This is a genomic window from Mesorhizobium sp. M0522, from assembly GCF_040321085.1.
Lineage (GTDB): Bacteria > Pseudomonadota > Alphaproteobacteria > Rhizobiales > Rhizobiaceae > Mesorhizobium.
Window position 1 is genome coordinate 19,477 of the sequence record NZ_JAMYQW010000038.1, and the last position, 22,867, is coordinate 42,343.

Annotated in this window: 18 protein-coding genes; 9 read left to right on the forward strand and 9 right to left on the reverse strand. The window is 63.3% G+C overall.

Features of this window, described 5'->3' with window-relative positions:
• Positions 1–41 precede the first annotated feature (41 nt).
• Together NKI58_RS29115 and NKI58_RS29120 are read left to right on the forward strand one after the other, a co-directional pair.
• Positions 42–1,544, forward strand: a complete 1,503-nt coding sequence (locus NKI58_RS29115) for an AMP nucleosidase (protein WP_352706606.1) — start codon at positions 42–44, stop codon at positions 1,542–1,544.
• Positions 1,545–1,624: 80 nt separating this feature from the next.
• Positions 1,625–2,662, forward strand: a complete 1,038-nt coding sequence (locus tag NKI58_RS29120) for an endonuclease/exonuclease/phosphatase family protein (RefSeq protein ID WP_352785780.1) — start codon at positions 1,625–1,627, stop codon at positions 2,660–2,662.
• Between the two features lie 30 nt (positions 2,663–2,692).
• Here NKI58_RS29120 and NKI58_RS29125 read toward each other — a convergent pair whose 3' ends face one another.
• Both NKI58_RS29125 and NKI58_RS29130 read right to left on the reverse strand, forming a co-directional pair.
• Complete coding sequence (locus tag NKI58_RS29125; protein ID WP_352706599.1) at positions 2,693–3,289, reverse strand: DUF922 domain-containing protein; 597 nt, start codon at positions 3,287–3,289, stop codon at positions 2,693–2,695.
• 111 nt (positions 3,290–3,400) lie between these two features.
• Entirely contained in the window at positions 3,401–5,080 is a 1,680-nt protein-coding gene (locus NKI58_RS29130) for an electron transfer flavoprotein-ubiquinone oxidoreductase (protein WP_352706597.1), read from the reverse strand.
• 239 nt (positions 5,081–5,319) lie between these two features.
• Between NKI58_RS29130 and NKI58_RS29135 the strand changes: the two genes are divergently transcribed.
• The 3 genes from NKI58_RS29135 (at position 5,320) to NKI58_RS29145 (ending at position 7,804) form a co-directional block, all read left to right on the forward strand.
• Positions 5,320–5,964 (forward strand): hypothetical protein, encoded by a 645-nt coding sequence (locus NKI58_RS29135; protein WP_023677808.1) that lies wholly within the window; start codon positions 5,320–5,322, stop codon positions 5,962–5,964.
• A gap of 37 nt (positions 5,965–6,001) precedes the next feature.
• Entirely contained in the window at positions 6,002–6,883 is an 882-nt protein-coding gene (locus tag NKI58_RS29140) for a uracil-DNA glycosylase (RefSeq protein WP_352785774.1), read from the forward strand.
• Between the two features lie 105 nt (positions 6,884–6,988).
• Entirely contained in the window at positions 6,989–7,804 is an 816-nt protein-coding gene (locus tag NKI58_RS29145) for a helix-turn-helix domain-containing protein (RefSeq protein WP_352785772.1), read from the forward strand.
• Here NKI58_RS29145 and NKI58_RS29150 read toward each other — a convergent pair whose 3' ends face one another.
• Together NKI58_RS29150 and NKI58_RS29155 are read right to left on the reverse strand one after the other, a co-directional pair.
• The gene (locus tag NKI58_RS29150) at positions 7,805–8,782 is read right to left on the reverse strand and encodes a DMT family transporter (protein WP_502894781.1); all 978 of its coding nucleotides are present in this window, start codon (positions 8,780–8,782) and stop codon (positions 7,805–7,807) included.
• The gene (locus NKI58_RS29155) at positions 8,779–9,003 is read right to left on the reverse strand and encodes a hypothetical protein (protein WP_352570006.1); all 225 of its coding nucleotides are present in this window, start codon (positions 9,001–9,003) and stop codon (positions 8,779–8,781) included. The genes NKI58_RS29150 and NKI58_RS29155 overlap by 4 nt, the downstream gene beginning before the upstream one ends.
• Positions 9,004–9,157: 154 nt before the next feature.
• Between NKI58_RS29155 and pepN the strand changes: the two genes are divergently transcribed.
• The 4 genes from pepN to NKI58_RS29175 all read left to right on the forward strand — a co-directional run bounded on the left by pepN (position 9,158) and on the right by NKI58_RS29175 (position 15,139).
• The gene (gene pepN / locus NKI58_RS29160) at positions 9,158–11,803 is read left to right on the forward strand and encodes an aminopeptidase N (protein ID WP_352785770.1); all 2,646 of its coding nucleotides are present in this window, start codon (positions 9,158–9,160) and stop codon (positions 11,801–11,803) included.
• Positions 11,804–11,992: 189 nt separating this feature from the next.
• Entirely contained in the window at positions 11,993–14,317 is a 2,325-nt protein-coding gene (locus NKI58_RS29165; RefSeq protein WP_352785768.1) for a PAS domain-containing sensor histidine kinase, read from the forward strand.
• Positions 14,318–14,354: 37 nt separating this feature from the next.
• A complete protein-coding gene (locus NKI58_RS29170) occupies positions 14,355–14,705 on the forward strand; it encodes a type II toxin-antitoxin system prevent-host-death family antitoxin (RefSeq protein WP_352854106.1) in 351 nt (116 codons plus the stop codon).
• Positions 14,702–15,139 carry a type II toxin-antitoxin system PemK/MazF family toxin gene (locus NKI58_RS29175; RefSeq protein ID WP_352785765.1) on the forward strand — a complete coding sequence of 146 codons (438 nt, stop codon included), beginning with the start codon at positions 14,702–14,704 and terminating at the stop codon, positions 15,137–15,139. Before NKI58_RS29170 ends, NKI58_RS29175 begins: the two co-directional genes overlap by 4 nt.
• 110 nt (positions 15,140–15,249) lie before the next feature.
• Here NKI58_RS29175 and NKI58_RS29180 read toward each other — a convergent pair whose 3' ends face one another.
• The 5 genes from NKI58_RS29180 to NKI58_RS29200 all read right to left on the reverse strand — a co-directional run bounded on the left by NKI58_RS29180 (position 15,250) and on the right by NKI58_RS29200 (position 22,864).
• Entirely contained in the window at positions 15,250–15,729 is a 480-nt protein-coding gene (locus NKI58_RS29180) for an EF-hand domain-containing protein (RefSeq protein ID WP_352785762.1), read from the reverse strand.
• Positions 15,730–15,776: 47 nt separating this feature from the next.
• Positions 15,777–18,758 carry a bifunctional [glutamine synthetase] adenylyltransferase/[glutamine synthetase]-adenylyl-L-tyrosine phosphorylase gene (locus NKI58_RS29185; protein ID WP_352785759.1) on the reverse strand — a complete coding sequence of 994 codons (2,982 nt, stop codon included), beginning with the start codon at positions 18,756–18,758 and terminating at the stop codon, positions 15,777–15,779.
• Positions 18,758–20,227 (reverse strand): sensor histidine kinase, encoded by a 1,470-nt coding sequence (locus tag NKI58_RS29190; protein WP_352620732.1) that lies wholly within the window; start codon positions 20,225–20,227, stop codon positions 18,758–18,760. The genes NKI58_RS29185 and NKI58_RS29190 overlap by 1 nt, the downstream gene beginning before the upstream one ends.
• 6 nt (positions 20,228–20,233) lie before the next feature.
• On the reverse strand, positions 20,234–20,908 hold the full coding sequence (locus NKI58_RS29195) for a response regulator transcription factor (RefSeq protein WP_254819962.1): 675 nt from the start codon (positions 20,906–20,908) through the stop codon (positions 20,234–20,236).
• A 399-nt stretch (positions 20,909–21,307) separates the two neighbouring features.
• Positions 21,308–22,864, reverse strand: coding sequence for a Do family serine endopeptidase (locus tag NKI58_RS29200; RefSeq protein ID WP_352591933.1), 1,557 nt, complete (start codon positions 22,862–22,864; stop codon positions 21,308–21,310).
• Positions 22,865–22,867 lie beyond the last annotated feature (3 nt).

Below are 22,867 nucleotides of genomic sequence, written 5' to 3' on the forward strand. Positions count from 1 at the left end.
TACCCCCTCCCAACCGCGCGTCCAACTCTCTATATTGGGTCATGGAAAAGCGAATCTATCCCCAAGCCATTGAATCGGTGGTCACGCCGGAGCCGTTTGGCCGGCAGAGCTTCAACGACGCCAAGAAGGCCGTCGCGGCCCTACAGGTGCTTTACGACCGCAACACCAAGTTCCTGCGCGATTCATTTGCCGCGCTCGCCGCGGGCGGCGACAACAACAAACGCTACCGGGCTTTCTATCCGGAGATCGGCGTCACCACGAGTTCCTTCACGCAAATCGACTCGCGGCAGGCCTATGGCCACATGCCGACGCCGGGGCATTTCTCAACCACCGTCACCCAGCCTGCTCTTTTCGAAAGCTACCTCACCGAACAGCTTCGGCTGATCATGCGCAACCACGGCGTTCCCGTCACGGTTTCGGAATCGACCACTCCCATCCCGCTGCATTTCGCCTTCCTCGAAGGCACGCATGTCGACGGCACTGCTGCCGAGCGCATCAAACGGCCGATCCGTGACCTGTTCGACGTGCCGGATCTCGACGGCACCGACGACCAGATCGCCAACGGCACGTTCGAAGTGGCATTGGGCGAGGCACGGCCGCTGGCGCCGTTCACCGCGCAACGGATCGACTATTCGCTGCACCGGATGTCGCATTATACGGCGACCAGTCCCCAGCATTTCCAGAACTTCGTGCTGTTCACCAACTACCAGTTCTACATCGACGAATTCGTCGCCCGTGCACGCGAATTGATGGCCAATGGCGGTGGCGGATATGTCGAGTTCGTCGAGCCGGGCAACATCGTGACCAAAGCAGGGGACGGTGCGCCCGGTGAGGGTGCTGCGCCCCCTCGCCTGCCGCAGATGCCGGCCTATCATCTGAAGAAGCCGAATCATGGTGGCATCACCATGGTCAATATCGGCGTTGGGCCTTCCAACGCCAAGACGATCACTGACCATATTGCGGTGCTCCGGCCGCATGCCTGGGTGATGCTCGGCCATTGCGCCGGCCTGCGCAACACGCAGGCGCTCGGGGATTATGTGCTGGCCCATGCCTATGTACGAGAAGACCATGTCCTCGACGACGATCTTCCGGTCTGGGTGCCGATCCCGCCGCTAGCCGAAATCCAGGTGGCTCTGCAGGAAGCGGTCGCCGAGATCACCGGGCTTTCCGGATATGATCTCAAGCGCATCATGCGCACTGGCACCGTCGCCACTATCGACAACCGCAATTGGGAGCTGCGCGACCAGCGCGGGCCGGTCCAGCGGCTGTCGCAGTCACGGGCGATCGCGCTCGACATGGAATCGGCGACGATCGCCGCCAACGGCTTCCGCTTCCGGGTGCCCTATGGCACGCTGCTTTGCGTATCCGACAAGCCGCTGCATGGCGAATTAAAGTTGCCGGGCATGGCGACCGAGTTCTACAAGCGGCAAGTAGCGCAGCACCTGACCATCGGCATCAGGGCGATGGAGAAGCTGGCTGAAATGCCGATGGACCGACTGCATTCGCGCAAACTCAGGAGCTTTTCGGAAACTGCCTTCCAGTAAATGCCGAATCGCATGTGTCTGTCCAGGTCAGGACATTTCGTCATCTTGATTGAGCCGCACTTCTGCCGATAGACAAGGCGATGGCACGTGTTCGGGACATGACGGTTGCGCTGGCATTCGTCGCAATGCTTGCACTCTCGGCCGCGCTGGTGGCCGGGTTCTTCGGATCGCTGCATCCGGCCCTCGATTCCTTTGCTCATTTCCGCGTCCATTTTTCGGTGCTGATGGCGCTTTGCGCGCTGCCGCTGCTCGCCACCTCGTTTCGCCTGCAGGCCGCGGCCGCATTGCTGTTTGCGATAGCCTCCTTTGTCACCACGTCGAATGCCTTGCCGCTTTCGCGGCTATGGCAGGTGCAGGCCGCCTACGAAGCCAAACCCGGTGACGAGCCAGTCTACCGCCTGCTGCAGATGAACCTCAGGTTCAACAATCCAACGCCTGAGCAGGTGCTGTCGCTGATCGGCCGGACCCAGCCTGATGTGATCACCCTCGACGAGGTGTCCGAGATGTGGAAGGCAAAGCTTGGGCTGCTATCCGGCGCCTATCCCCACCGGATCCTCTGCCCATATCCCAATGGCGTGTTCGGCGTTGCGCTGCTGTCCAGACGACCGTTTGCCATAGGCACGGAGCCGCACTGCGACAGCCGCGGCGCGATGGCGATCGCCACGGTCGATTTCGGCGGAACCGACGTCGATGTCGCCGCCATCCACCTCACCTGGCCATGGCCGCACAACCAATCACGGCAGATTGGAGGGTTGTCTGGCGAAATCGCCTCGCTTGGCGAGACGTCAATCCTGGCAGGCGACTGCAACGCAGCGCCATGGAGCGCCGCCGTCCGGCGCGTCGCATCGCTTGGCAAGCTGACTGTAATGCCGTCGGTCGGGCCGACCTGGCTCTACAGAAGGCTGCCGGATTTCCTGCGCTTCGCCGGACTGCCGATCGACCAGGTTTTCAGCAAGGGCGCCATCGTTATCCGTTCGGCGTCGACCCTTGAGGACACCGGCTCAGACCATCTGCCGATGCTGGTGGAGTTTTCGCTACGGTCGGATGAACAAAAGCCGCTCGACGAGCACCAGACGGCGACCGCGCTTGCGGCGCTGCCTGGCGGGACGCGAAGCTGAAAATCCGCAGTCCAATCTCGACCTGGCTTATTACTGGCCCACAAAAGCGCGGATGAGGTGCTCGACAGGGCCGCCGTCGCGATGCTCGTGCGCATCGAAGGCGATCTGCTTTGCCTCGTATTCGGCATAGATGGCATTGATCCGGCGCTTTGCCTCGCGACGTGCATCGAAACAGTGCGGGTCATCACCGACTGTCAGCCCTCGAAGCGACTTTTCGGTGGCCCGCATCATCTGTCTGGCGATGCGGCCATGGGTCTCTTCATGGGCGCGGACGCCAGCGAAGAACCGCTTCCAGCGCTTCTGCAGCGCAGGCGACGTGGCTGAGACTAGTTTGGGATAGGTATAGAAGAGATTGAGCGTCCCGTTGGCCTGGCGCAGGCGGCAGACGCCGTTTTCCCGATGGGCGTCGAAGGTCCAATCATCGACGCTGTAGCCGGTCTGCGCGATGGCGTGGGTCATGAAGCCGTGCTTCGGCCCACTGCGATCCATGGCCTCGATCAGGGCCGCGCCGGTGGTTCCGGCAATGCTGTAAGTTCGTGTCTTGACCAGCACCTTAGTGCCGGCCAAGGCTGCAGGGGCGCACAATGCCCCGATCGCCACAACGCTCGTCAGAACTGCCAGGCGCATTTTTCCTTCCTCCCTGTCGCCGCAGAAAGGAAACACAGGCAGGCGGTTTATTCAACAATCCTACGGTTGCGCTGCTCCTCATCTTGTTTAGTCCGGAGCAAACCTTGTGACTTACATGTTCTGGTAGACCGGGCCCTCGCCGCCCTGTGGCGGCACCCAATTTATGTTCTGGTTCGGGTCCTTGATATCGCAAGTCTTGCAGTGCACGCAGTTCTGCGCGTTGATGACGAAGCGCACATCCTTGGCCGCAGGATCGGCGGCGGCATTGCCATCCTTGTCGACCCATTCGTAGACGCTGGCCGGGCAGTAACGCGTCGAGGGTCCCGCATAGACGTCATGCTCAGAGCGCTTCTGCAGGTCCATGTCGGCGACGAGCAGATGCACCGGCTCGTTCTCCTCGTGGTTGGTGTTGGACAGGAACACCGACGACAGCCGGTCGAAGGTCAGCACCCCGTCCGGCTTCGGGTAGGCGATCTTCTGGTGCGCGGCGGCCGGTTCCAGCGTGGCATAGTCGGCCCTGCCGTGCTTCATCGTGCCGAAGGGCGAGAAGCCGAACAGCGTGTTCAGCCACATGTCGAGGCCGCCAAGGCCGACGCCGACAATGGTGCCGAAGCGCGACCATAGCGGCTTGACGTTGCGCACTTTCTTCAGGTCCTTGCCGATATCGGTGGCGCGCCAGGTGGCCTCGTAGGAGGCCAGCTCGTCATTGGTGCGGCCGGCGGCTATCGCATCACAGACATGCTCGGCCGCCAGCATTCCGGAGAGCACGGCATTGTGCGAGCCCTTGATGCGCGGCACGTTGACGAAGCCGGCCGCGCAGCCGATCAGCGCACCGCCGGGGAAGGACAGTTTCGGCACCGACTGCCAGCCGCCTTCGGTGATGGCGCGGGCACCATAGCCCAGCCGCTTGGCACCCTCGAAGGTGCCGCGGATCGCCGGATGGGTCTTGAAGCGCTGGAACTCGTCAAAGGGCGACAGATAGGGGTTCTTGTAGTTCAGGTGAACGACGAAGCCGACTGCCACCTGGTTGTCCTCGAGATGGTAGAGGAAGGAGCCGCCGCCGGTCTTCAAATCGAGCGGCCAGCCGAAGGAATGCTGGACAAGGCCCGGCCGGTGGTTTTCCGGTTTGATCTGCCAGAGTTCCTTGAGGCCGATGCCGTATTTTCCAGGCTCACGACCGTCGGAAAGGTGGTGTTTGGCGATCAGTTGCTTGGCCAGCGAGCCGCGCGCGCCCTCGCCGATCAAGACATATTTGCCCATCAGCGCCATGCCCGGCGCAAAGCCCGGACCGTGCGTGCCGTCCTTCTCGACCCCCATGTCGCCGGTGACGACGCCGGTGACCGCACCGGCCCCGTTGTAGAGCAGGCCGACCGCAGCAAAGCCCGGATAGATCTCGACGCCCAGCGCCTCGGCCTTGGTCGCCAGCCAGCGGCAGACATTGCCGAGCGAGACGATGTAGTTGCCGTGATTGTTCATCAGCGGCGGCATCAGGATATTGGGCAGACGGAACGAACCGGCGGGGCCGAGAACCAGGAAATGGTCGTCGGTGACCGGTGTCCTGAAGGGATGACCCTCCTCTTCGCGCCAGCCGGGCAGCAGCCGGTCGATGCCGATCGGATCGACGACGGCGCCGGACAGGATGTGCGCGCCGACTTCGCCGCCCTTTTCCAGCACGACGACGGAAAGCTCGGGATTGACCTGCTTGAGACGGATCGCGGCGGCGAGGCCGGCCGGGCCGGCGCCGACGATGACCACGTCGAATTCCATGCTTTCGCGTTCGATATCGCTCATCGATCCCTCACTGGCTCGCTATTCCCGGCATCTTGCTGGCTCACGCGCTGCATAGCGCATCAAATAGCGACGGGAAACCGGCGCGGACGTGACAATACCGATTTCGTCAAAAAGTCGCGTCCTGCCGCACAGATTCGCGGTGACGAGCATCAATCTTCAATCCTATTCGGTTTGCACAGATATGTCGCACTGATGTTTTTAATTGTTCGACGGCTTGCTTATCGGCCATACTTCCCGCCATGCGCATATTCGGGCCGGCTGGCTTTTCATCGACGCGCTTTTTTTTCACGCCCGGCCGGTTTTGCCGTGCGGCGCTCTTGGCGCTTCTGCCACTGACGGCCCTCGATGCCCGTGCCGAGCAGCAACTGGTCTGGGCGACCGGCGCCTATTCCTTTTCCGACGAGCGCGGCGGTTTCCGCATCACCGGGGCTTCCGGCATCGGCACGAAGGAGGATCCGCTGGTCATCACCGAAGAGCTGAATTCAGCGACGCCGGTAACGCTGGCTATTCGCACGACAAGGCCGATCCAGCCGTTCGGCAAGGCGGGAGACTTCGCCAATGGTCTGATGTATATGCGCATCGACGTGCTCAACAATAGCGGCCAAGCCTGGGTCGAGTTCCAGTTCGAACTCCAGGAGATCCTCGACCAGCCGAGCGTGTTCGGCGACGGCCTGTCGTTCGACCAGCGCAACAAAACGCCCGAAAATATCTGGTCGAGCAGCTACGCCGATTTCGACCGCAATTTCGAACCGTATGACCGCCTGCTGTTCAAGAACGGCAAGATCGACCCGCTGAAGACCGCCAGCTTCTATTTCCTGATCACCGACTACACGCCGCGCTGGACGTTCTATCTGGTGCAGGATCCGCGCATACCGTCGAGCTGAACTTGCAAATTCAAGCTCCGCGGCCGAATGTGAAACCATGACTGCCGCCCCCCACACTAGCCGAGCCGACCTCGCCGAGCTGCTGGCCTTCTACGCCAGCGCCGGCGTCGACGAGGCACTTGAAGAACAGCCGGTAAACAGGTTTGCAGAAGCCAGGCCGCCCGAGCGGGTGCCTGCGGCGGCCGCTCTGCCGGCCGGTGAAAATGCATCGCCTCATCGCTCGACGAGCGTGTCGCGCGCCGAAATGGGCGAGAGACCGAATACGGCACCGGCAGTGCGAACGTCCCCGGCCATGTCAACGGTGCCCGACGAGGCGCAGGCGGCATTGGCGCGGCAACTGGCGAGATCGGCGGCAAGCCTCGACGAGCTTCGCCAGCACATGGCGGCATTCAACGGCTGCAATCTTAAATTCACCGCCAAGAACCTGGTGTTCGCCGACGGCAATCCGACTGCCGCGGTGATGCTGGTCGGCGAAGCACCGGGCCGCGACGAGGACATAGAGGGCTTGCCGTTCGTCGGCCGCTCGGGCCGGCTGCTCGACCGCATGCTGGCCGCGATCGGTCTTGACCGGACATCTGCCTACATCGCCAACGTGATTCCCTGGCGGCCGCCGGGCAACCGCACGCCGACGCCGCACGAGACCGAGATCTGCCGGCCGTTCATCGAGCGGCAGATCGAACTGGTCAATCCGAAGGTGCTGGTCAATCTCGGCGGCCCGTCGGCAAAGACCCTGCTCAACACCTCCGAAGGCATATTGCGGCTGCGCGGCAACTGGCGCGTCCACACGACCCCGTCTGGCGTCGCCATTCCCGCCATGCCGACCCTGCATCCGGCCTATTTGTTGAGAACGCCGGCGCACAAGAAGCTGGCGTGGCGGGATTTCCTCGAAGTGAAGGCGAAGTTGCGGGCACTTGGGTAACGGTGCAGAACGCGTCTTCCGTCCTCCCCTTGCGAGGAAGGAAGGGCGGCATCATGACCTCGCAGGTAATTGAAATGCGCCCACTGCCGGCCTAGTCATCTCGTCATGACAGCAGCCCAGGTTTCCGCCGGCAGTCTCATTCGCGAATGGCGTACACGCCGGCGCATGAGCCAGCTCGACCTCGCTATGGAGGCCGAGATCTCGCAGCGGCATCTGAGTTTCGTTGAAAGCGGCCGCGCCGCACCCTCGCGTGACATGGTGCTGCATCTGGCGGAGCAGCTTTCGATCCCGCTCAGGCAGCGCAACCAGCTGCTGCTGGCCGCCGGCTTTGCCCCGAGCTTCAGCGAACGACCACTTGACGATGCCTCGATGGCACCGGCGATGGCGGCGGTCGAGACCGTGCTCAAGGCGCACGAGCCGTACCCGGCGCTTGCCGTGGACCGGCATTGGAACCTGGTGTCGGCGAACGCCGCCATCGGCCCGTTCCTCGCCAATATCGCCGACGCCTCCCTGCTGAAGCCGCCGGTCAACGTGTTGCGCCTCAGCCTGCATCCCGGCGGCATCGCGCCGCGCATCGTCAACATTGCGGAATGGCGGACGCATCTTCTGGAGCGGCTGAAGCGGCAGAACGACGCTGCCGCCGATCCGGTTCTGGTCGAGCTCGAGCGCGAGCTTCGGGCCTATCCGTCCGGCCTTAAAAGCAGCCGGCCGGCGCCGGTCGAACCGAACGCGATTATCCATCCGCTCAAGCTTGCCCATGGCGACGCGGTGCTGTCGTTCATCAGCACCATCACCGTGTTCGGCACGCCGCTCGACGTGACGCTGTCGGAGCTGGCGATCGAATCTTTTTTCCCAGCCGACGAGCAGACGCGGGCGGTGCTGATGCGGCTGGCGAAAGAGCGGACCGACGCAGCGGGCTGATCACCCTTCCGGCGCGACGGCCTTGCGGGTGCGGGTGCGTTCGAGTCCCAGCTGGCGCTCGCGCCAGATGATGAAAATCCCCGCCGCAACCACGATCATGCCGCCGACCAGCATGTTGATCGTGGCGACGTCGCCAAAGACCAGATAGCCGACGACGACGCCGAGGATCATCGAAGTGTATTCGAAAGGTGCCACGACGGAAGCCTCGGCATGGCGATAGGCCGAGGTCATCAGGATCTGGCCAAGCCCGCCGCAAAAACCCGCGGCAATCAGAAGCCCCGCTTGTGCTGGCGTCAGCGCCTGCCAGCCGAATGGCAGCGAAAGCAGCGCCATGACGCTCGCGGTTACCGAAAACCACAACACGATGGTCGCCGTCCGCTCGCTCTGGACGAGGTTGCGAACCAGGAGCATGGCGATGGCCGAGATCGCCGCGGCTATGAGGGCGGCGATGACGCCAAGCACCTCCTGATCGCCAAGGGCAGCGCCCGAACTGAGCAGCGTCAGTTCCGGCCACGAGATGATCAGCACCCCGACCAGGCCGACGGCAACCGCACTCCAGCGATAGATGCGGATGGCTTCGCCGAGGAAGATCGAACTGAACACCACGACCAGCAGCGGCTGCGCGTAGTTCAGTGTGATCGCCTCCGGCAGCGGCAGCCGCGTCAGCGCGAAGAAGCCGAGCCCCATGGCACAGACACCAACGACGCCGCGCGCAATGTGGTTGAGCGGGCGCTTTGTCGAAAAGGCGGTTCCGAGTTTTCCCTGGAAGGCGAGGAAGGCTATGATCGGAAAAATGGCAAAGAAGGAGCGGAAGAAGACGATCTGGCCCGCCGGCACGGTGCCTGCCGCCTTGATGCAGGACGACATGCCGACGAAGACCGCCACCGATACGATCTTGAGCAAGATCCCGGTCAGCGTGCTGTGCTCGCCGGCAAGGTCGCCAGCTGCAAGCACTGGCAAATCCGGTCTGGCTGTCACGCCCCTTTTGCTTCCTCGATCGCCGCCCAGATGCACGCCGGCGTTGCCGGCATGTCGATATGCCTGATGCCGTAGGTGCGGTAGAGCGCGTCGGTCACCGCATTGAGCGCGGCAGGCGTCGATCCGATCGTACCCGCCTCCCGCGCGCCCTTGATGAAGGCCATATCCTCGCGACGCAACACAGAGGCGCTCGTTCCGAATTTCGGCGTGACGACGGTCATGGAAGCCTCGCGATGATGCTTGGGAAATGATCGCCTGAAATAGACGTCGCTGCAGTTTTGTCGAGGGAGCGTTTCGTGTAAAGAGCGCAGACTTCAAATTATTTGGACCAGCGGACCCGCCCGCCGCTCCCGGATCGACAGGAAAAATCAAGGAATGCGCACAGATACCGGCCAGGTCTTCAAGCTCGAAGACTATCGCCCCAGTGATTATCTCATTCCGGAAACCAGCCTGACTTTCCGCCTTTCGCCTGAAGCAACGCATGTGACCGCCGTGCTGACGGTCGAACGCCGCGACGGGATTGCGGCGTCGGTGCCGCTGGTGCTGGATGGCGACGGGCTGACGCTCCGCAGCATCGCCATCGACGGCCAGGAACCGAGCCCTGCGGATTTTCTCGCCACGCCCGATCAACTGACAATCATCAGCCCCCCTGCGACAAGGTGCTTCCAGCTGAGAATTGAAACCGTGTTGGCGCCGGCGCAGAACGAAGCGCTAATGGGCCTCTATCGCTCGAGCGACGTCTATTGCACACAATGCGAGGCCGAAGGCTTTCGCCGCATCACTTATTTCCTCGACCGTCCCGACATCCTGTCGGTCTATACGGTCCGCATCGAAGCTCAGCGCCGTGAGGCGCCGCTGCTTTTGTCCAACGGCAACCCGGCCGATGGCGGCGAGCTTGCCGGCGGCTGGCACTATGCGGTCTGGCACGACCCCTTCCCCAAGCCGTCCTATTTGTTTGCGCTGGTGGCGGGCGACCTCGGCAAGATCTCGGACAGTTTTGTCACCCTGTCTGGCCGCAAGGTCGAGCTCGGAATCTATGTCGAACCGGGCAAGGAGAGGCTCGCCGGCTACGCCATGGACGCTTTGAAACGGTCAATGAAATGGGACGAGGGGGCATTCGGCCGCGAATACGACCTCGATGTCTTTAACATCGTCGCCGTGTCCGACTTCAATATGGGCGCAATGGAGAACAAGGGCCTCAACATCTTCAACGACAAGTACGTTCTTGCCGACCAGGAAACTGCGACCGACGCCGATTTCGCCAATATCGAAGCCATCATCGCGCATGAGTATTTCCACAATTGGACAGGTAACAGAATCACTTGCCGCGACTGGTTCCAGCTTTGCCTGAAGGAAGGGCTGACGGTTTTCCGCGACCACGAATTCTCGGCCGATCAGCGCTCGCGCGCCGTCAAGCGCATCGCCGAGGTGCGTACGCTGCGCGCCCATCAGTTTCCCGAGGACCAAGGGCCGCTGGCGCATCCGGTCCGGCCTCGCCGCTACCGCGAGATCAACAATTTCTACACGGCGACGGTCTACGAAAAAGGCTCGGAAGTCGTGCGCATGATCCATACCATCCTCGGCGCCGAGACGTTCCGCGCCGGCATGGACCTCTACTTCGAACGTCACGACGGCCAGGCGGCGACGATCGAAGACTTCATCAAAGTGTTCGAAGACGTCTCAGGTCGCGACCTGTCGCAGTTTTCGCTGTGGTATCATCAGGCCGGTACGCCGAACCTGACCGTCAGTTCGGCGTATAATCCGGCGGCGCGGGAATTCACGCTCGAAATCGAGCAGTCGGTGCCGCCAACACCGTCGGAAAGCCGCAAGCGGCTGATGCACATTCCGCTTGCCTTCGGCCTGGTTGGCGCCGGTGGCGAGGCAATAGCCCACAGCGGCGCCGAAGGGGCGAACGTCGAGGACGGTGTCATCCATATCCGCAAACGCCGCCATGTCGTCAGGTTTTCCGGGATTGCCGAGCGTCCAGCCATGTCGCTCAACCGCGGCTTTTCGGCGCCGGTGACGCTTTCGGTCGAGCAGCGGCCCGACGACCAGTTTTTTCTGGCTGGCCACGACAGCGACGCCTTCTCGCGCTGGCAGTCGTTCAACACTCTTTTGACCGATGCGCTGATTGCAGCCTTCCGCCAGATCCTGGACCACAGGCAACCCGAGTTCAGCGCCCGGCTGACCGGGCTTGCCGGCAAGACAGCCGGCGACGAAGCGCTCGAACCCGCCTATCGGGCGCTGGCGCTGGCGCTGCCGGGCGAGGCCGATATCGCCCGCGACATCGGCAAGAACATCGACCCCGACGCCATTTTCGCGGCGCGCGAGGCGCTGGCGGTTGCGATCGCCGAGGCCAACCGCGAGATATTCTCCAACCTTTACGATCGGCTCGCCGACAATGGTCCGTTCAGCCCGGACGCGGCCAGTGCCGGGCGGCGTGCACTGCGCAATGTCCTGCTGGACTATCTCTCCTTGCTGCCGGGAGGTGCGGGACTCGCTGCCGGGCACTTCCAATCGGCGACCAACATGACGGATCGTGCCGCGGCGTTGACCGTTCTTGCGCACCGTCACCATGGCTCACCTGAAGCGACCAAGGCACTGGCCGATTTCGAGGCGAAATATGCAACCGATCCGCTGGTCATGGACAAATGGTTCCAGACCCAGGCCAGCGTGCCCGGCCCGCAAACCGTGGACGCGGTGCGCGCCTTGACCAGCCACCCGGCGTTCTCGATGGCCAACCCGAACCGGGTACGGGCACTCATCGGTACGTTTTCCAGCGCCAACCAGACCGGCTTCCATCGCGCCGACGGCCAAGGCTACCGGCTTTTCGTCGAAACGGTGCTGCAGGTCGAAAAACGCAACCCGCAGGTGGCCGCCAGGCTGGCGACGGCGCTCAGGTCGTGGCGCTCGCTCGAACCGGTGCGGCAGGCCAAGGCAAGGGAGGCGTTGCTTTCGATCGCCAATACCGAGAAGCTGTCGGCCGATTTGCGAGACATCGTCGAGCGCACCCTGGCGTAAGCGACCTCCCGTTCTCCCCTTGTGGGAAAAAGGGAAGACCACCCGAAAACCCCATTATTTTAGTCGATTTTTAATCTTTTTTCGCCGCGCCTCTGGACAAGGCGAATCACCTTTGATTCTTTAGTGACGATTCGGAACTGCGGCGTTGCCGGATCGTCAAGCGGGACAGAAAATCGGGGAGTGCCATTTATGGCGAAGGCGGACGCGTGGGGCGCGCCCGGTGGGACGGCGTTTGAGCGTCGCGAGGCGCGAAGCGACGGTCTCGCGGGCAATACGCGGCTCATCGCCGAACCTGCCTACCGACGGCTGCTGGCAGCCGAGCCGCTGTTGCGGCGATCGATCCCGGCCCTCATCATCATGTTTCTGTTGATCATCGCAGTACTGCGCTTTCTGTCGCTGATGAACGAGCGCGACGAGATCGAGCGCGACGCCAAGGCGATCCTTGCGCTGGCCGCCGGCCAACTGGCCAGTTCGATCGCCGACGCGACCATGGTTTCCGCGCCCGGCGCGATCCAGGACCTGCTGGAGAGCACCGGTCGTCAGGGCGCGATGGGCCGAAGCCACGTACTGGCGATCACCGATAGCGCCTTCAAGATCACTGCCGTATCGCCGCAGTCGATGCACTGGGAGGGGCGATCGCTCGATGGCGTCGTGCAGGGCGGGCAGCCGCTGTTCATGTTCGGCGACCGCGCCGGGGTAATGGAGGTCAACATCGGCGGACAGGACTGGTACGCGGCAGTGAGCCTGGCGAATGGCCGAAGGGGTGCCGCGGCAGCGTTCGTGCCGCAGGAGGCAGTTTTTGACGCCTGGCGCAAGACGGTCTCACTCAACGTCACGCTGTTCGTGCTGACGGCCGGCGTGCTGATCATCATCCTCTACGCCTATTTCGGCCAGGCGGCGCGCGCCCAGGCCGCCGATCGCATCTATCTCGAAGCCCACCAGCGCATCGACATGGCGCTGGTGCGCGGCCGCTGCGGCCTGTGGGATTGGGACATGGTGCGCGGCAAGATGTACTGGTCGCGCTCGATGTACGACATGCTGGGCTACGAGCCTTGTGACACGATGCTGTCGTTCGGCGAAGTCGATGAAATCATTCATCCCGAGGACGGCGATTTGTTCGAACTCGCCAACAGGATCGTCGCACGCGAGATCGACCATATCGACCAGGTGTTCCGGATGCGCCATGCCGACGGGCAATGGGTTTGGATGCGCGCAAGAGCACACGTTATCGACCCGGAAGCGCCGGAGATCCAGCTGATCGGCATCGCCGTCGACGTAACCGAGCAGCGGCATCTGGCGCTGCGCTCCGAAGCGGCGGACCTGCGCCTGAGGACGGCCATCGAAAACATCAACGAATCTTTCGTGCTGTGGGATTCGTCCGAGCGCCTGATCATGTGCAATTCCAAATACCAGCAGGACAACGGCCTATTGGATCGCGACGTGATGCCGGGCGCTCCGCGCGCCGTTCTGGAGGAACGCATGCTGGCCTTCGCCTCGGAGCGGCGGCTTGCCAATACCAACGGACCGCAGGGAGGCGTGACCTTCGAGCGCCAGCTTGCCGACGGCCGCTGGCTGCAGGTGAACGAGTTGCGGACAAGGGACGGCGGTACCGTCTCTGTCGGCTCCGACATCACCCAGATCAAGCTGCACCAGGAGAAGCTGGTCGACAGCGAGCGCCGGCTGATGGCGACAATCCATGACCTCAGTCTGGCCCGCCGCGCGGAAGAAGAACGGGCTCGTGAGCTCGTCGAACTCAATCGCAAATACATGAAGGAAACCGAGCGCGCCGAAGCGGCAAACCGGGCCAAATCCGAATTCCTGGCCAACATGTCGCACGAGTTGCGTACCCCGCTCAACGCGATCATCGGCTTCTCGGAACTGATGGAACGGCGGCTGTTCGGGCCGCTGGGTTCGCCGCGCTACGAAGAGTATGCCACCGACATCAACGGCAGCGGCAAATATCTTCTCGGTGTGATCAATGACATCCTCGACATGTCGAAGATCGAGGCCGGCCAGTTCGCCCTGGATCAGGAAGAAATCGATCTCTGCCCGCTCATCAGGGAGACGGTTCGCGTCGTTTCTCTGCAGGCGGCGGAAAAGTCGATCACCGTCGAAACCCGCATCGCCGATTCGCTGACGCTGTTCGCCGACCGCAGGGCGATCAAGCAGATCCTCATCAACCTTCTGTCCAATGCGGTGAAGTTCACCGGGCAAGGCGGCCACATCTCGGTCAGAGCCCGCAGCATTTCCAGCGCGCTGATCCTGACGATCGAGGACAATGGCTGCGGCATCCCGAAGGCGGCGCTGAGCAAGCTCGGGCGGCCATTCGAACAGGTGCAAAACCAGTTCTCCAAGAGCCATGCCGGCTCCGGCCTCGGCCTCGCCATCTCCCGCTCGCTGGCCGAGCTTCAGGGTGGCGCGTTGAAGATCCGCTCGACCGAAAGCGTCGGAACGATCGTCTCGGTACGCATCCCGATCAAGAAAGCCGCGCAAGCGGTCCGGGCCGCTGCCTGAATGACTTCGTGACCAGGCCCAGCATGATCAGTCGAACATGCGCTTGCGCGCCGCCCGGCAACGCGAGAACTTTCCCTTGATAAGTCTATCTATTTTATCTATTTTAGATAAGAAAGGAGGGCTTGTGATGCGAGTGACTTCAACGGAATTCCAGCAGAATGTCGGACGCTTTCAGGATGCCGCCCAGCGCACGCCGGTTGCAATCACAAAGAATGGGCGGACCCATACAGTACTCCTGTCAGCGGCTATGTTCGAGGTTTTGGTCAGAGGACGGGTCGCCCGGCCGGTCGAGGAATTGGACGACGAGACGCTGAACGCCATCGGCGAAAGCGCCGTCCCGACCCAATACGCCGGACTTGATGCAATGCTCAAAGACTGGACACCGTGAGCCTCCCAAAACCTGTCCCCGGTCTGGTGATTTCCTATTCCTATCTCTGGGCGAGAGAAAACAAAAAAGGCGCGGAGGAAGGCCGCAAGAGCCGGCCCTGCGCCATTGTCGCCGCCCGTCGCATCGTGGAGGGGCGTGAAGTTGTAACGGTGGTTCCGATTACCCACTCAGCTCCGGCTGATCATGCGGATGCAATAGAAATACCTGCGCCACTCAAAACCCACCTCGGTCTCGACGATATGCCGTCGTGGATCATCGTGACCGAGATCAATGAATTCCTTTGGCCGGGTCCCGATTTGTGGCCCATTCCAGGGACGAAGCCGTCCCGCTTTGATTACGGCATGCTGCCGCCGCGCTTCTATGCCCATCTGCGCGACCGGATTTTGCAGGTCCACACAAGCCGCGCCCTGCACCGGACTCGGCGAACAGAGTAGCTGAATGCGGTGGAAACACCGTCCGTTCGCAGTTGGGCCGATCTGGTGATTCAGCGTCGACGCGCACATAAGTCTCCGGCGGCTCGCGCCGCCGGAGCGGTTGTCAATTCTCACTGCATGCCGTCAGCGCCATCATTGCCCTCGCCGTCCCATTGGCGGTGACCGCCGGGACCCTTCGGCAGTTCGTTCTTCTCGATCTTGCCGTCATTGTTGCGGTCGAGCACGGCGAAGACCTTCTTCTGACGGCTGGTGATGTCGTCGGCGGTCAGCGTGCCGTCGCTCTTGGCGTCATAGCGCGCGATGATGCGCCTGGCCATCTGCTCGAAGCGCGCCTTCTCCAGTGCGTCGGCGAGCTGTGCCACGGTTAGCTTGCCGCCATTGTCGGCGACCATCTTCTGCAGCCGCGCGTTCATGGCGTCGGAGAACTGGTCGAAGGTGATGGTGCCGTCATTGTCCTTCATGACCTTGTCGAGGCGCATCATCATGCCGTCGCGCGGCCCTGCGCCGGAGTGCTCGTCGGCATAGGCTGCGGTGCCGACGGCGCCGGCCAGGGCTGCGAAAACGAGCGCAAGTCTGGTTGTCTTTCTCATGGTCTTCTCCTGTTGCATCGTCACCCCCGATGCTTTCCGAAACGACCCTACGGCCCGTTACCGTCAGGCTGTCTCGCACGAAGCAGAAGGTCGAAATCCTTTCTGACCTTCTGCGACGTCTCCCCGAGATGCGCTTCAAGCACCCCGAAATCCGGCAGGTCGGTGACGGCCAGAAGCAGATCCGAAAGCCCTGGCGGAACGTCGTCGCGTTCGAACGCGCCGGTGAGGCAAAGCCGTATCATCTGGGTCAGCGCCAGATAGAGCGAATAGGCATCCACCAGTTCCTGCCTGACCTGGGCGCTGGCGAAATCCGGCGCCAGGCGCGACAGGACCTCAGCCGTGCCGGTGGCCCTGCGGCCTGCCTCGATCTTTCCGGTGATCAGCGCAACCTGGGCAATGAATTCGAGATCGATGAGGCCGCCCGGAATCAGCTTGATGTCCCAGGGATCGCGCGGCGGCTTCTCCTTGTCGACCATGGCGCGCATCTCGGATGCCTCGGCCATCACCTTGGCTGGATCGCGCGGCAGAGCGAGCACTGAGGCAACCTCTCCCTCGACCTCGCGGCAGAGCTCGGCATCGCCGCCGATCGTGCGGGCGCGCGCCAGCGCCATGTGCTCCCATGTCCAGGCGTCCTGGCGCTGATACTTCTTGAAGGCGTCGACATGGGTGGCCACCGGCCCCTTGTTGCCGGACGGCCGCAGGCGAAGGTCGAGCTCGTAGAGCACGCCCTCGGCGGTCGGCGCGGAAACGGCGGCGATCAGCCGCTGTGTCAGCCGGCTGTAGTAATGCGACGGGGCAAGCGGCTTGTCGCCGTCGGACTCCTCCGCATCGGCGTCGTGATCGTAGAGCAGGATGAGGTCGACGTCGGAGCCCGCCGTCAGTTCGCGGCTGCCGAGCTTGCCCATGCCGAGCAGCGCGACCCGGCCGCCGGCAATATAGCCATGACGCAAAGCGAATTCCGCCATCACCGCTTGCAATGCCGCCTCGATGGTCAGGTCGGCGAGATCGGAAAAAGCGCGGCCGGCGCGCGGCGGGTCGATCGACCCGGCAAGCAGCCTGACGCCGATCAGGAATCTTTGCTCCGAAGCAAAGATGCGCAACCGGTCGAGCACGTCTTCATAGGCTCTGTCGCCTTCGAGGAAGGCGGCAAGGCGCGCCGACAGATAGGCGCGGTTTGGCAGTTCGCTCAGCAGCGCCGGATCGAGCAGCCCATCGAAGACATGCGGCCGGCGCGTGATGATGGCGGCCAGCCGCGGTGCCGCGCCCATGATCGTCGCCATCAGCTTCAGCAAAGCCGGATTCGACTGCAGCAACGAAAACAGCTGGATGCCGGCAGGCAGGCCGGCAAGGAATTCGTCGAAGCGGATCACTGCGTCGTCCGCCCGCCGCGTCTGGCCGAAGGCTTGCAGCAGCGCCGGCGTCAGTTCGGTCAGCCGCTCGCGCGCTTCCGCAGACCTGGTGACGCGGTAGCGGCCGAAGTGCCAGCCGCGGATAACCCGGCAGATGTCGCTCGGCCGCTGGAAGCCGAGCCGCTGCAAGGTCTGCAAGGTATCGGGATCGTCGACGTCGCCGGTAAAGACCAGATTGCCGATGCCGGCCGAAAGCTCCGGCGCGGTTTCGAACAGCGCTGCATAGTGGCGCTCGACCTGGTGCAGCGCCGCGCGGAACGTTTCGGCAAAGCCTGCCGCATCGGCAAAGCCCAGCATGCGGGCGACGCGCTCCAGCCCCTCTTCGTCCTCCGGCAGGATATGCGTCTGCTGGTCGGCAACCATCTGGATGGCGTGTTCGACGCGGCGCAGGAACCAGTATTGCCTGGTGAGCGCATCGCGCGCGTCGGCGGTGATCCAGCCGCGCGCGGAGAGTTCGCCCAGCATCGGCACGGTCTCGCGTCCGCGCAGTTCGGGAAAGCGGCCGCCGGCGATGAGTTGCTGGGTCTGGACGAAGAACTCGATCTCGCGGATGCCGCCGCGGCCGAGCTTGACGTTGTGGCCTTTGACCGCGACCTCGCCATGGCCCTTGTGGGCGTGGATCTGGCGCTTGATCGAATGGACGTCGGCAATCGCCGCGTAGTCCATGTATTTGCGCCAGATATAGGGCTGCAGTTCCTTCAGGAACGCGGCGCCGGCGGCAACATCGCCGGCCACCGGGCGCGCCTTGATCATGGCGGCGCGCTCCCAGTTCTGGCCGCGCGCCTCATAGTAGCGCAGCGCCGCCTCGACCGGAATCGCCAGCGGCGTCGAGCCGGGGTCGGGACGAAGCCTGAGATCGGTGCGGAAGACGTAACCGTGCTCGGTGCGGTCCTGCAGAATGCGGACCAGCCGGCGGGTCAGCCGCGAAAACAGCTCGGTTGCATCGAGCGGATCGACGACAGCCGGCGCATCGGGGTCGAAGAAGGCGATGAGGTCGATGTCGGAGGAGAAGTTTAGCTCATGCGCGCCGAGCTTGCCCATGCCGAGCAGGATCCAGCCCGAGCGTCGCGCCGGATTTTTGGCATCCGGCAATCGGAGCTTGCCTTGCTCATGCGCGTCGCGGAGCAGGAAATCGACAGCCGCACGCGTGCAGGCGTCGGCAAGGTCGCTCAGTCGCCGCACCGTCAGCGAGGTCTCGGCTTCGCCGGCGAGATCGGCCAAGGCGATCAGGAAATGCGCCTCCGCCTTGCATTGGCGCAGCTCCATCATCAGGCTGCTTTCGGAGACGGCCTGTACGCGTGCTGCCTTGTCGACCGCGGCGCCGATCGATGATAGCCGCGCCTCGATGGCCTCGTCGAAAAGCGCATCGAGTATCCGCGGCCGGCGGCGCGCGGTATCGCGCAGGAACGGCGACAGGTCGAACACGGCGGCGAGGAAATCCTGGACAACCCCCTTGCCTGCCAAGAATTTCGCCAGTCGCGGCAGTTCTTTTTGCCGCGCGGCGTCGGCGATCTCCGACAATTCCTGCCTGGCGCGGCTTGCATCCAGCGGAACGAGCTTTATCGTCGGCTTCAACAGCCTGTCCGTTTCGAGGCGTCGCACTGCCATCCTCGCCACCATCAGCGATCCTCCCGCCCGGGAAAACTCATGACGACGGACAATCCGGGATTGCCGGGCAGAAGCTCAAGCCGTCCATTGTGGAACGTCACGATCGCCTTGGCGAGGCTCAAGCCAAGGCCGGAACCCGGCTGCGAGCGGCTCTTTTCCAGCCGCACGAAACGCTCGGTCACCCTGGCGCGGTCGACATCGTCGGGAATGCCCTGGCCGTTGTCGGAGACGGCGAGTCTGATCTCGCTACCGACACGCTCCAGCGTCACGCGAACCGTAGGCCTGGAGGTCGAGTCGGTCGAATATTTGATCGCGTTGTCGACGATGTTGGACAGCGCCTGGCCAATCAGCTCGCGATTGCCGTTGACGGCGAAGGAACCTTGCACCGAAGTTTCGAGCGTCACGCCCGCCTCCTCCGCTACCGGCTCGTAGAGTTCGACGACGTCGTGCACGGCAGCGGCCAGATCAACCCTGGTGGTGCTTTCCGAGGAATAGCCGGCTTCCAGTCGCGAGATCATCAGGATGGCGTTGAAGGTCTTTATCAGCTGATCGGATTCGGCGATCGTTCCTTCCAGCGCCTGCCGGTAGTCGCTGGTGTTGTGCTTGCCGGAAAGCGTCGCCTCGGCGCGATTGCGCAGCCTGGTCAGCGGCGTCTTCAGGTCGTGGGCGATGTTGTCGGAGACCTGCTTCAGGCCCTCGTTGAGCGTGGCGATCCTGGCCAGCATGGAATTGAGGTTTTCCGACAGCCGGTCGAACTCGTCGCCGGCGCCGGTGACCGGCAGCCGGCCGGAAAGATCGCCGCCCATGATACGGCGGCTCGCCTCAGACACGCTGTCGATGCGCTTCAGCGCCGCGCGCCCGACGAAGAACCAGATCAGCAGCCCGCCGACGCCCATCATGCCGAGCGCCAGCATCAAGGCGCGGCGAATGACGGCGCGGAAGCGCTCCGGCTCGCCGAGGTCGCGGCCGACCAGCATGATCATCTGGTTGGGCAGGCGCAGCACCAGGGCAATGGCGTTGTGGCCCTTCTCGCCTTCGGCCTGAACTTCGCTCTGGGCGGGCTCGTTCGGGTCGGAGACCGGGTTGCGCTGCCGCTCGAGCTCGCCCTCACCGAAGCGGCGGTAGGAGAACGGTTCGATGGTCCAGCCCTCGGCCTCGATCACGCCCGGCTCCAGGCTCTGCACGTTGCCGGTTAGGATCTGGCCGTTGGCATCGGCGATCAGATAGAGATTGGCGCCGGGCTGGCGGGAGCGCTGCTCGACGACACGGACCAGCAGCGGCAAGCCGCCGCGCTGATAGGCGCGGGCGAGGCCGAGCACCTCGTCGTTGATCGTGTCCTGGGTCTGGCCGGTCAGCATGCGCGCCGACAGCGAGGTCATGTAGAACACGAGCAGCACCGCGCAGATGGCGAACAGCAGGAGGTAGAGCGCCGAAAGCCGCGCTGCCGTCGTCTTCATGATGGCCGGCACGGAAAGAGTCATGCGGTTCTAGCCGCTTTTCAGCATGTAGCCGGCGCCGCGAACCGTGTGCAGGATCGGCTTGTCGAAGCCCTTCTCGATCTTGCCCCGCAGCCGCGAGATATGAACGTCGATGACGTTGGTCTGCGGATCGAAATGATAGTCCCAGACGTTTTCAAGCAGCATGGTGCGCGTCACCACCTGGCCGGCATGCCGCATCAGATATTCGAGCAGGCGGAACTCGCGCGGCTGCAGCGTTATCTCGCGCCCGGCGCGGCGCACCGAGTGCGACAGCCGGTCGAGTTCGAGATCACCGACCCGGTAGACGGTTTCGGCTTCCCTGGCGCTGGCGCGGCGGTTCAGCACCTCGACGCGGGCGAGTAGCTCGGAAAAGGCGTAGGGTTTGGTCAGATAGTCGTCGCCGCCGGCGCGCAGACCGGTGACCCGGTCGTCGACTTCGCCGAGCGCCGACAGGATCAACACGGGCGTCGTATTGCCTCTGGACCTGAGCCCGGCAATGACGGACAGGCCGTCGCGGCGCGGCATCATGCGATCGACGACCATGACGTCATAGTCGCCGGAATCAGCGAGCGCGAAGCCGGTTTCGCCGTCGCCGGCGACATGGGCGGTATGGCCGGCCTCGGCGAACGCCTTCTGCAGGTAGTCGGCTGCCTCGCGATCGTCTTCTATGACGAGAATCTTCATAGAACCGTTATACGCGATTTCACTGGAAGATTGAGTGGCCGGCATATGCATCGTGGCCTTCTCCATGACGTATCGCGAACAAAGTGATTCAGGGATACGCGGTAAGTCTTTGTTTTAGCATGTCGTAGCCTAAAACTGCTTCACGCCTTGAGCGGCATGTTCGAGCGGCAGCGGGCGATGGGAGGCCCGCTGCCGCTGGGGCGGAACACGATGACTGACTAACGTATTCAGGCCCCGTGCTTTCCCGTGCGGCGGCTCGGGGGTGTTGAAAACCGCCGCACCGGAAAAGTCGACCACTAGAGCGCCGCGCGTCCTCTTGGACGCGCAAAGGACGCTCTAGCACCTTGAATCGGCGCATGAGCCTTTCCGAAAACGGAATACGTGTTCGGGGTCATGCGCTCAGCCCTTGGCGACAGGCAGTGCGACGAAGCGGTTGCTGTCGTCGCGGGTGATCTGCATCAGCACCGCCTTGCGGCCGGACTTCACCGCGTCGGCCATCGCCTTGTCGACGTCGCCGGCGCCGTTCACTTCCGCCGAATTGACGGAGGTGATGACGTCGCCGGGCTGGATGCCGCGATCGGCGGCATCGCTGTCCGGGTCGACATCGGTCACCACAAGGCCCTTGCCATTGTCAGACTTGGTGACGGTCAGGCCGAGATCGGCGAGCGTGTCGGTCTTCGGCGCGGGGGCAGGCTGCTGGTCGGCCGAGGCCTGCTTGTCGCTCGACGGCAGCTTGCCGAGATCGACCTTAACCGCCTCGCTCTTGCCGTTGCGCCACACCGTGACATCGACAGATTTGCCGGGCGGGTATGCGCCAATCAGGCGGGCGAGTTCCTTCGGCGAAGCAACGTCCTTGCCGTCCACCTGGGTGATCACGTCACCGGCGGTGATGCCGGCCTTCTTGCCGGGACCGTTGTCCTGCGCGCTGGCAACGAGCGCGCCCTTGCCGGACCCAAGGCCAAGCGACTCGGCGATTTCGGGCGTGACCGGCTGGATCTCGACACCGAGCCAGCCGCGCTGCACGGTGCCGTTCTTCATCAGATCCTGCACGACCTGCTTGGCGGTCGAAGCGGGAATATCGAAGGCAATGCCGACGCTGCCGCCCGAGGGCGAGAAGATCGCGGTGTTGATGCCGACAACCTGGCCGTTGAGGTTAAAGGTCGGGCCGCCCGAATTGCCGCGGTTCACCGAGGCGTCGATCTGGATGAAGTCGTCATAGGGACCGGCGCCGATATCGCGGCCGCGGGCCGAAACGATGCCTGCGGTAACCGTGCCGCCGAGGCCGAACGGATTGCCGACAGCCACCACCCAGTCGCCGACGCGAACCTTGGAATCATCGGCGAAGTCGACATAGGTGAACTTGTTGCCGTCATCGACCTTGAGCACCGCAAGATCGGTGCGCGGATCGGTGCCGATCAGCTTGGCGTCGAGTTCCTTGCCGTCATTGGTCACCACGGTGAAGGCGGTGCCCTCCTCGACGACATGGTTGTTGGTGACGAGATAGCCGTCATCGGAGATGAAGAAACCGGACCCTTGCGCCACCGGCCGCGGCTGGTCGTTGTTGCGGTCACGGTGTCCAAAACGGCGCATTCCGTTCGGGCCCTGATCGCCGCCTTGATCGCCAAAGCCGCGGAATTCGCGGAAGAAACGCTTCAGCTGCGGGTTGTCGGGAAGATTGCCTAAGCCGTCCTCGTCGTCCATCTGGCCGGAACCGTCATCGGCCGTCGGCTGGATCTTGGCCTTGACGCGCACGCTGACGACCGCCGGCGAAACGCGCTCGACCACATCGGCGAAGCTCGGGACCTGCGGTGCCTCGACACGCACGGCGTCGGCCAGCACCGGGGCTGTCCCGGTGGCAACAGCACCAAAGCCGATCGCGCCGGCAATGGCCAGGGATGCGGCTGCGGCCAGCAGGCGTTTGCGGGTGCGTAGATATGAATTGGGGGCAACATTCATGGT

Coding starts and splice junctions, on each gene's coding strand:
- NKI58_RS29120 (WP_352785780.1), top strand. CDS start 1,625: ATGGCACGTGTTCGGGACATGACGGTTGCGCTGGCATTCGTCGCAATG.
- NKI58_RS29115 (WP_352706606.1), top strand. CDS start 42: ATGGAAAAGCGAATCTATCCCCAAGCCATTGAATCGGTGGTCACGCCG.
- NKI58_RS29170 (WP_352854106.1), top strand. CDS start 14,355: ATGCGCTTGCGCGCCGCCCGGCAACGCGAGAACTTTCCCTTGATAAGT.
- NKI58_RS29200 (WP_352591933.1), bottom strand. CDS start 22,864: ATGAATGTTGCCCCCAATTCATATCTACGCACCCGCAAACGCCTGCTG.
- NKI58_RS29130 (WP_352706597.1), bottom strand. CDS start 5,080: ATGAGCGATATCGAACGCGAAAGCATGGAATTCGACGTGGTCATCGTC.
- NKI58_RS29195 (WP_254819962.1), bottom strand. CDS start 20,908: ATGAAGATTCTCGTCATAGAAGACGATCGCGAGGCAGCCGACTACCTG.
- NKI58_RS29135 (WP_023677808.1), top strand. CDS start 5,320: ATGCGCATATTCGGGCCGGCTGGCTTTTCATCGACGCGCTTTTTTTTC.
- NKI58_RS29140 (WP_352785774.1), top strand. CDS start 6,002: ATGACTGCCGCCCCCCACACTAGCCGAGCCGACCTCGCCGAGCTGCTG.
- NKI58_RS29180 (WP_352785762.1), bottom strand. CDS start 15,729: ATGAGAAAGACAACCAGACTTGCGCTCGTTTTCGCAGCCCTGGCCGGC.
- pepN (WP_352785770.1), top strand. CDS start 9,158: ATGCGCACAGATACCGGCCAGGTCTTCAAGCTCGAAGACTATCGCCCC.
- NKI58_RS29145 (WP_352785772.1), top strand. CDS start 6,989: ATGACAGCAGCCCAGGTTTCCGCCGGCAGTCTCATTCGCGAATGGCGT.
- NKI58_RS29165 (WP_352785768.1), top strand. CDS start 11,993: ATGGCGAAGGCGGACGCGTGGGGCGCGCCCGGTGGGACGGCGTTTGAG.
- NKI58_RS29190 (WP_352620732.1), bottom strand. CDS start 20,227: ATGACTCTTTCCGTGCCGGCCATCATGAAGACGACGGCAGCGCGGCTT.
- NKI58_RS29185 (WP_352785759.1), bottom strand. CDS start 18,758: ATGGTGGCGAGGATGGCAGTGCGACGCCTCGAAACGGACAGGCTGTTG.
- NKI58_RS29125 (WP_352706599.1), bottom strand. CDS start 3,289: ATGCGCCTGGCAGTTCTGACGAGCGTTGTGGCGATCGGGGCATTGTGC.
- NKI58_RS29155 (WP_352570006.1), bottom strand. CDS start 9,003: ATGACCGTCGTCACGCCGAAATTCGGAACGAGCGCCTCTGTGTTGCGT.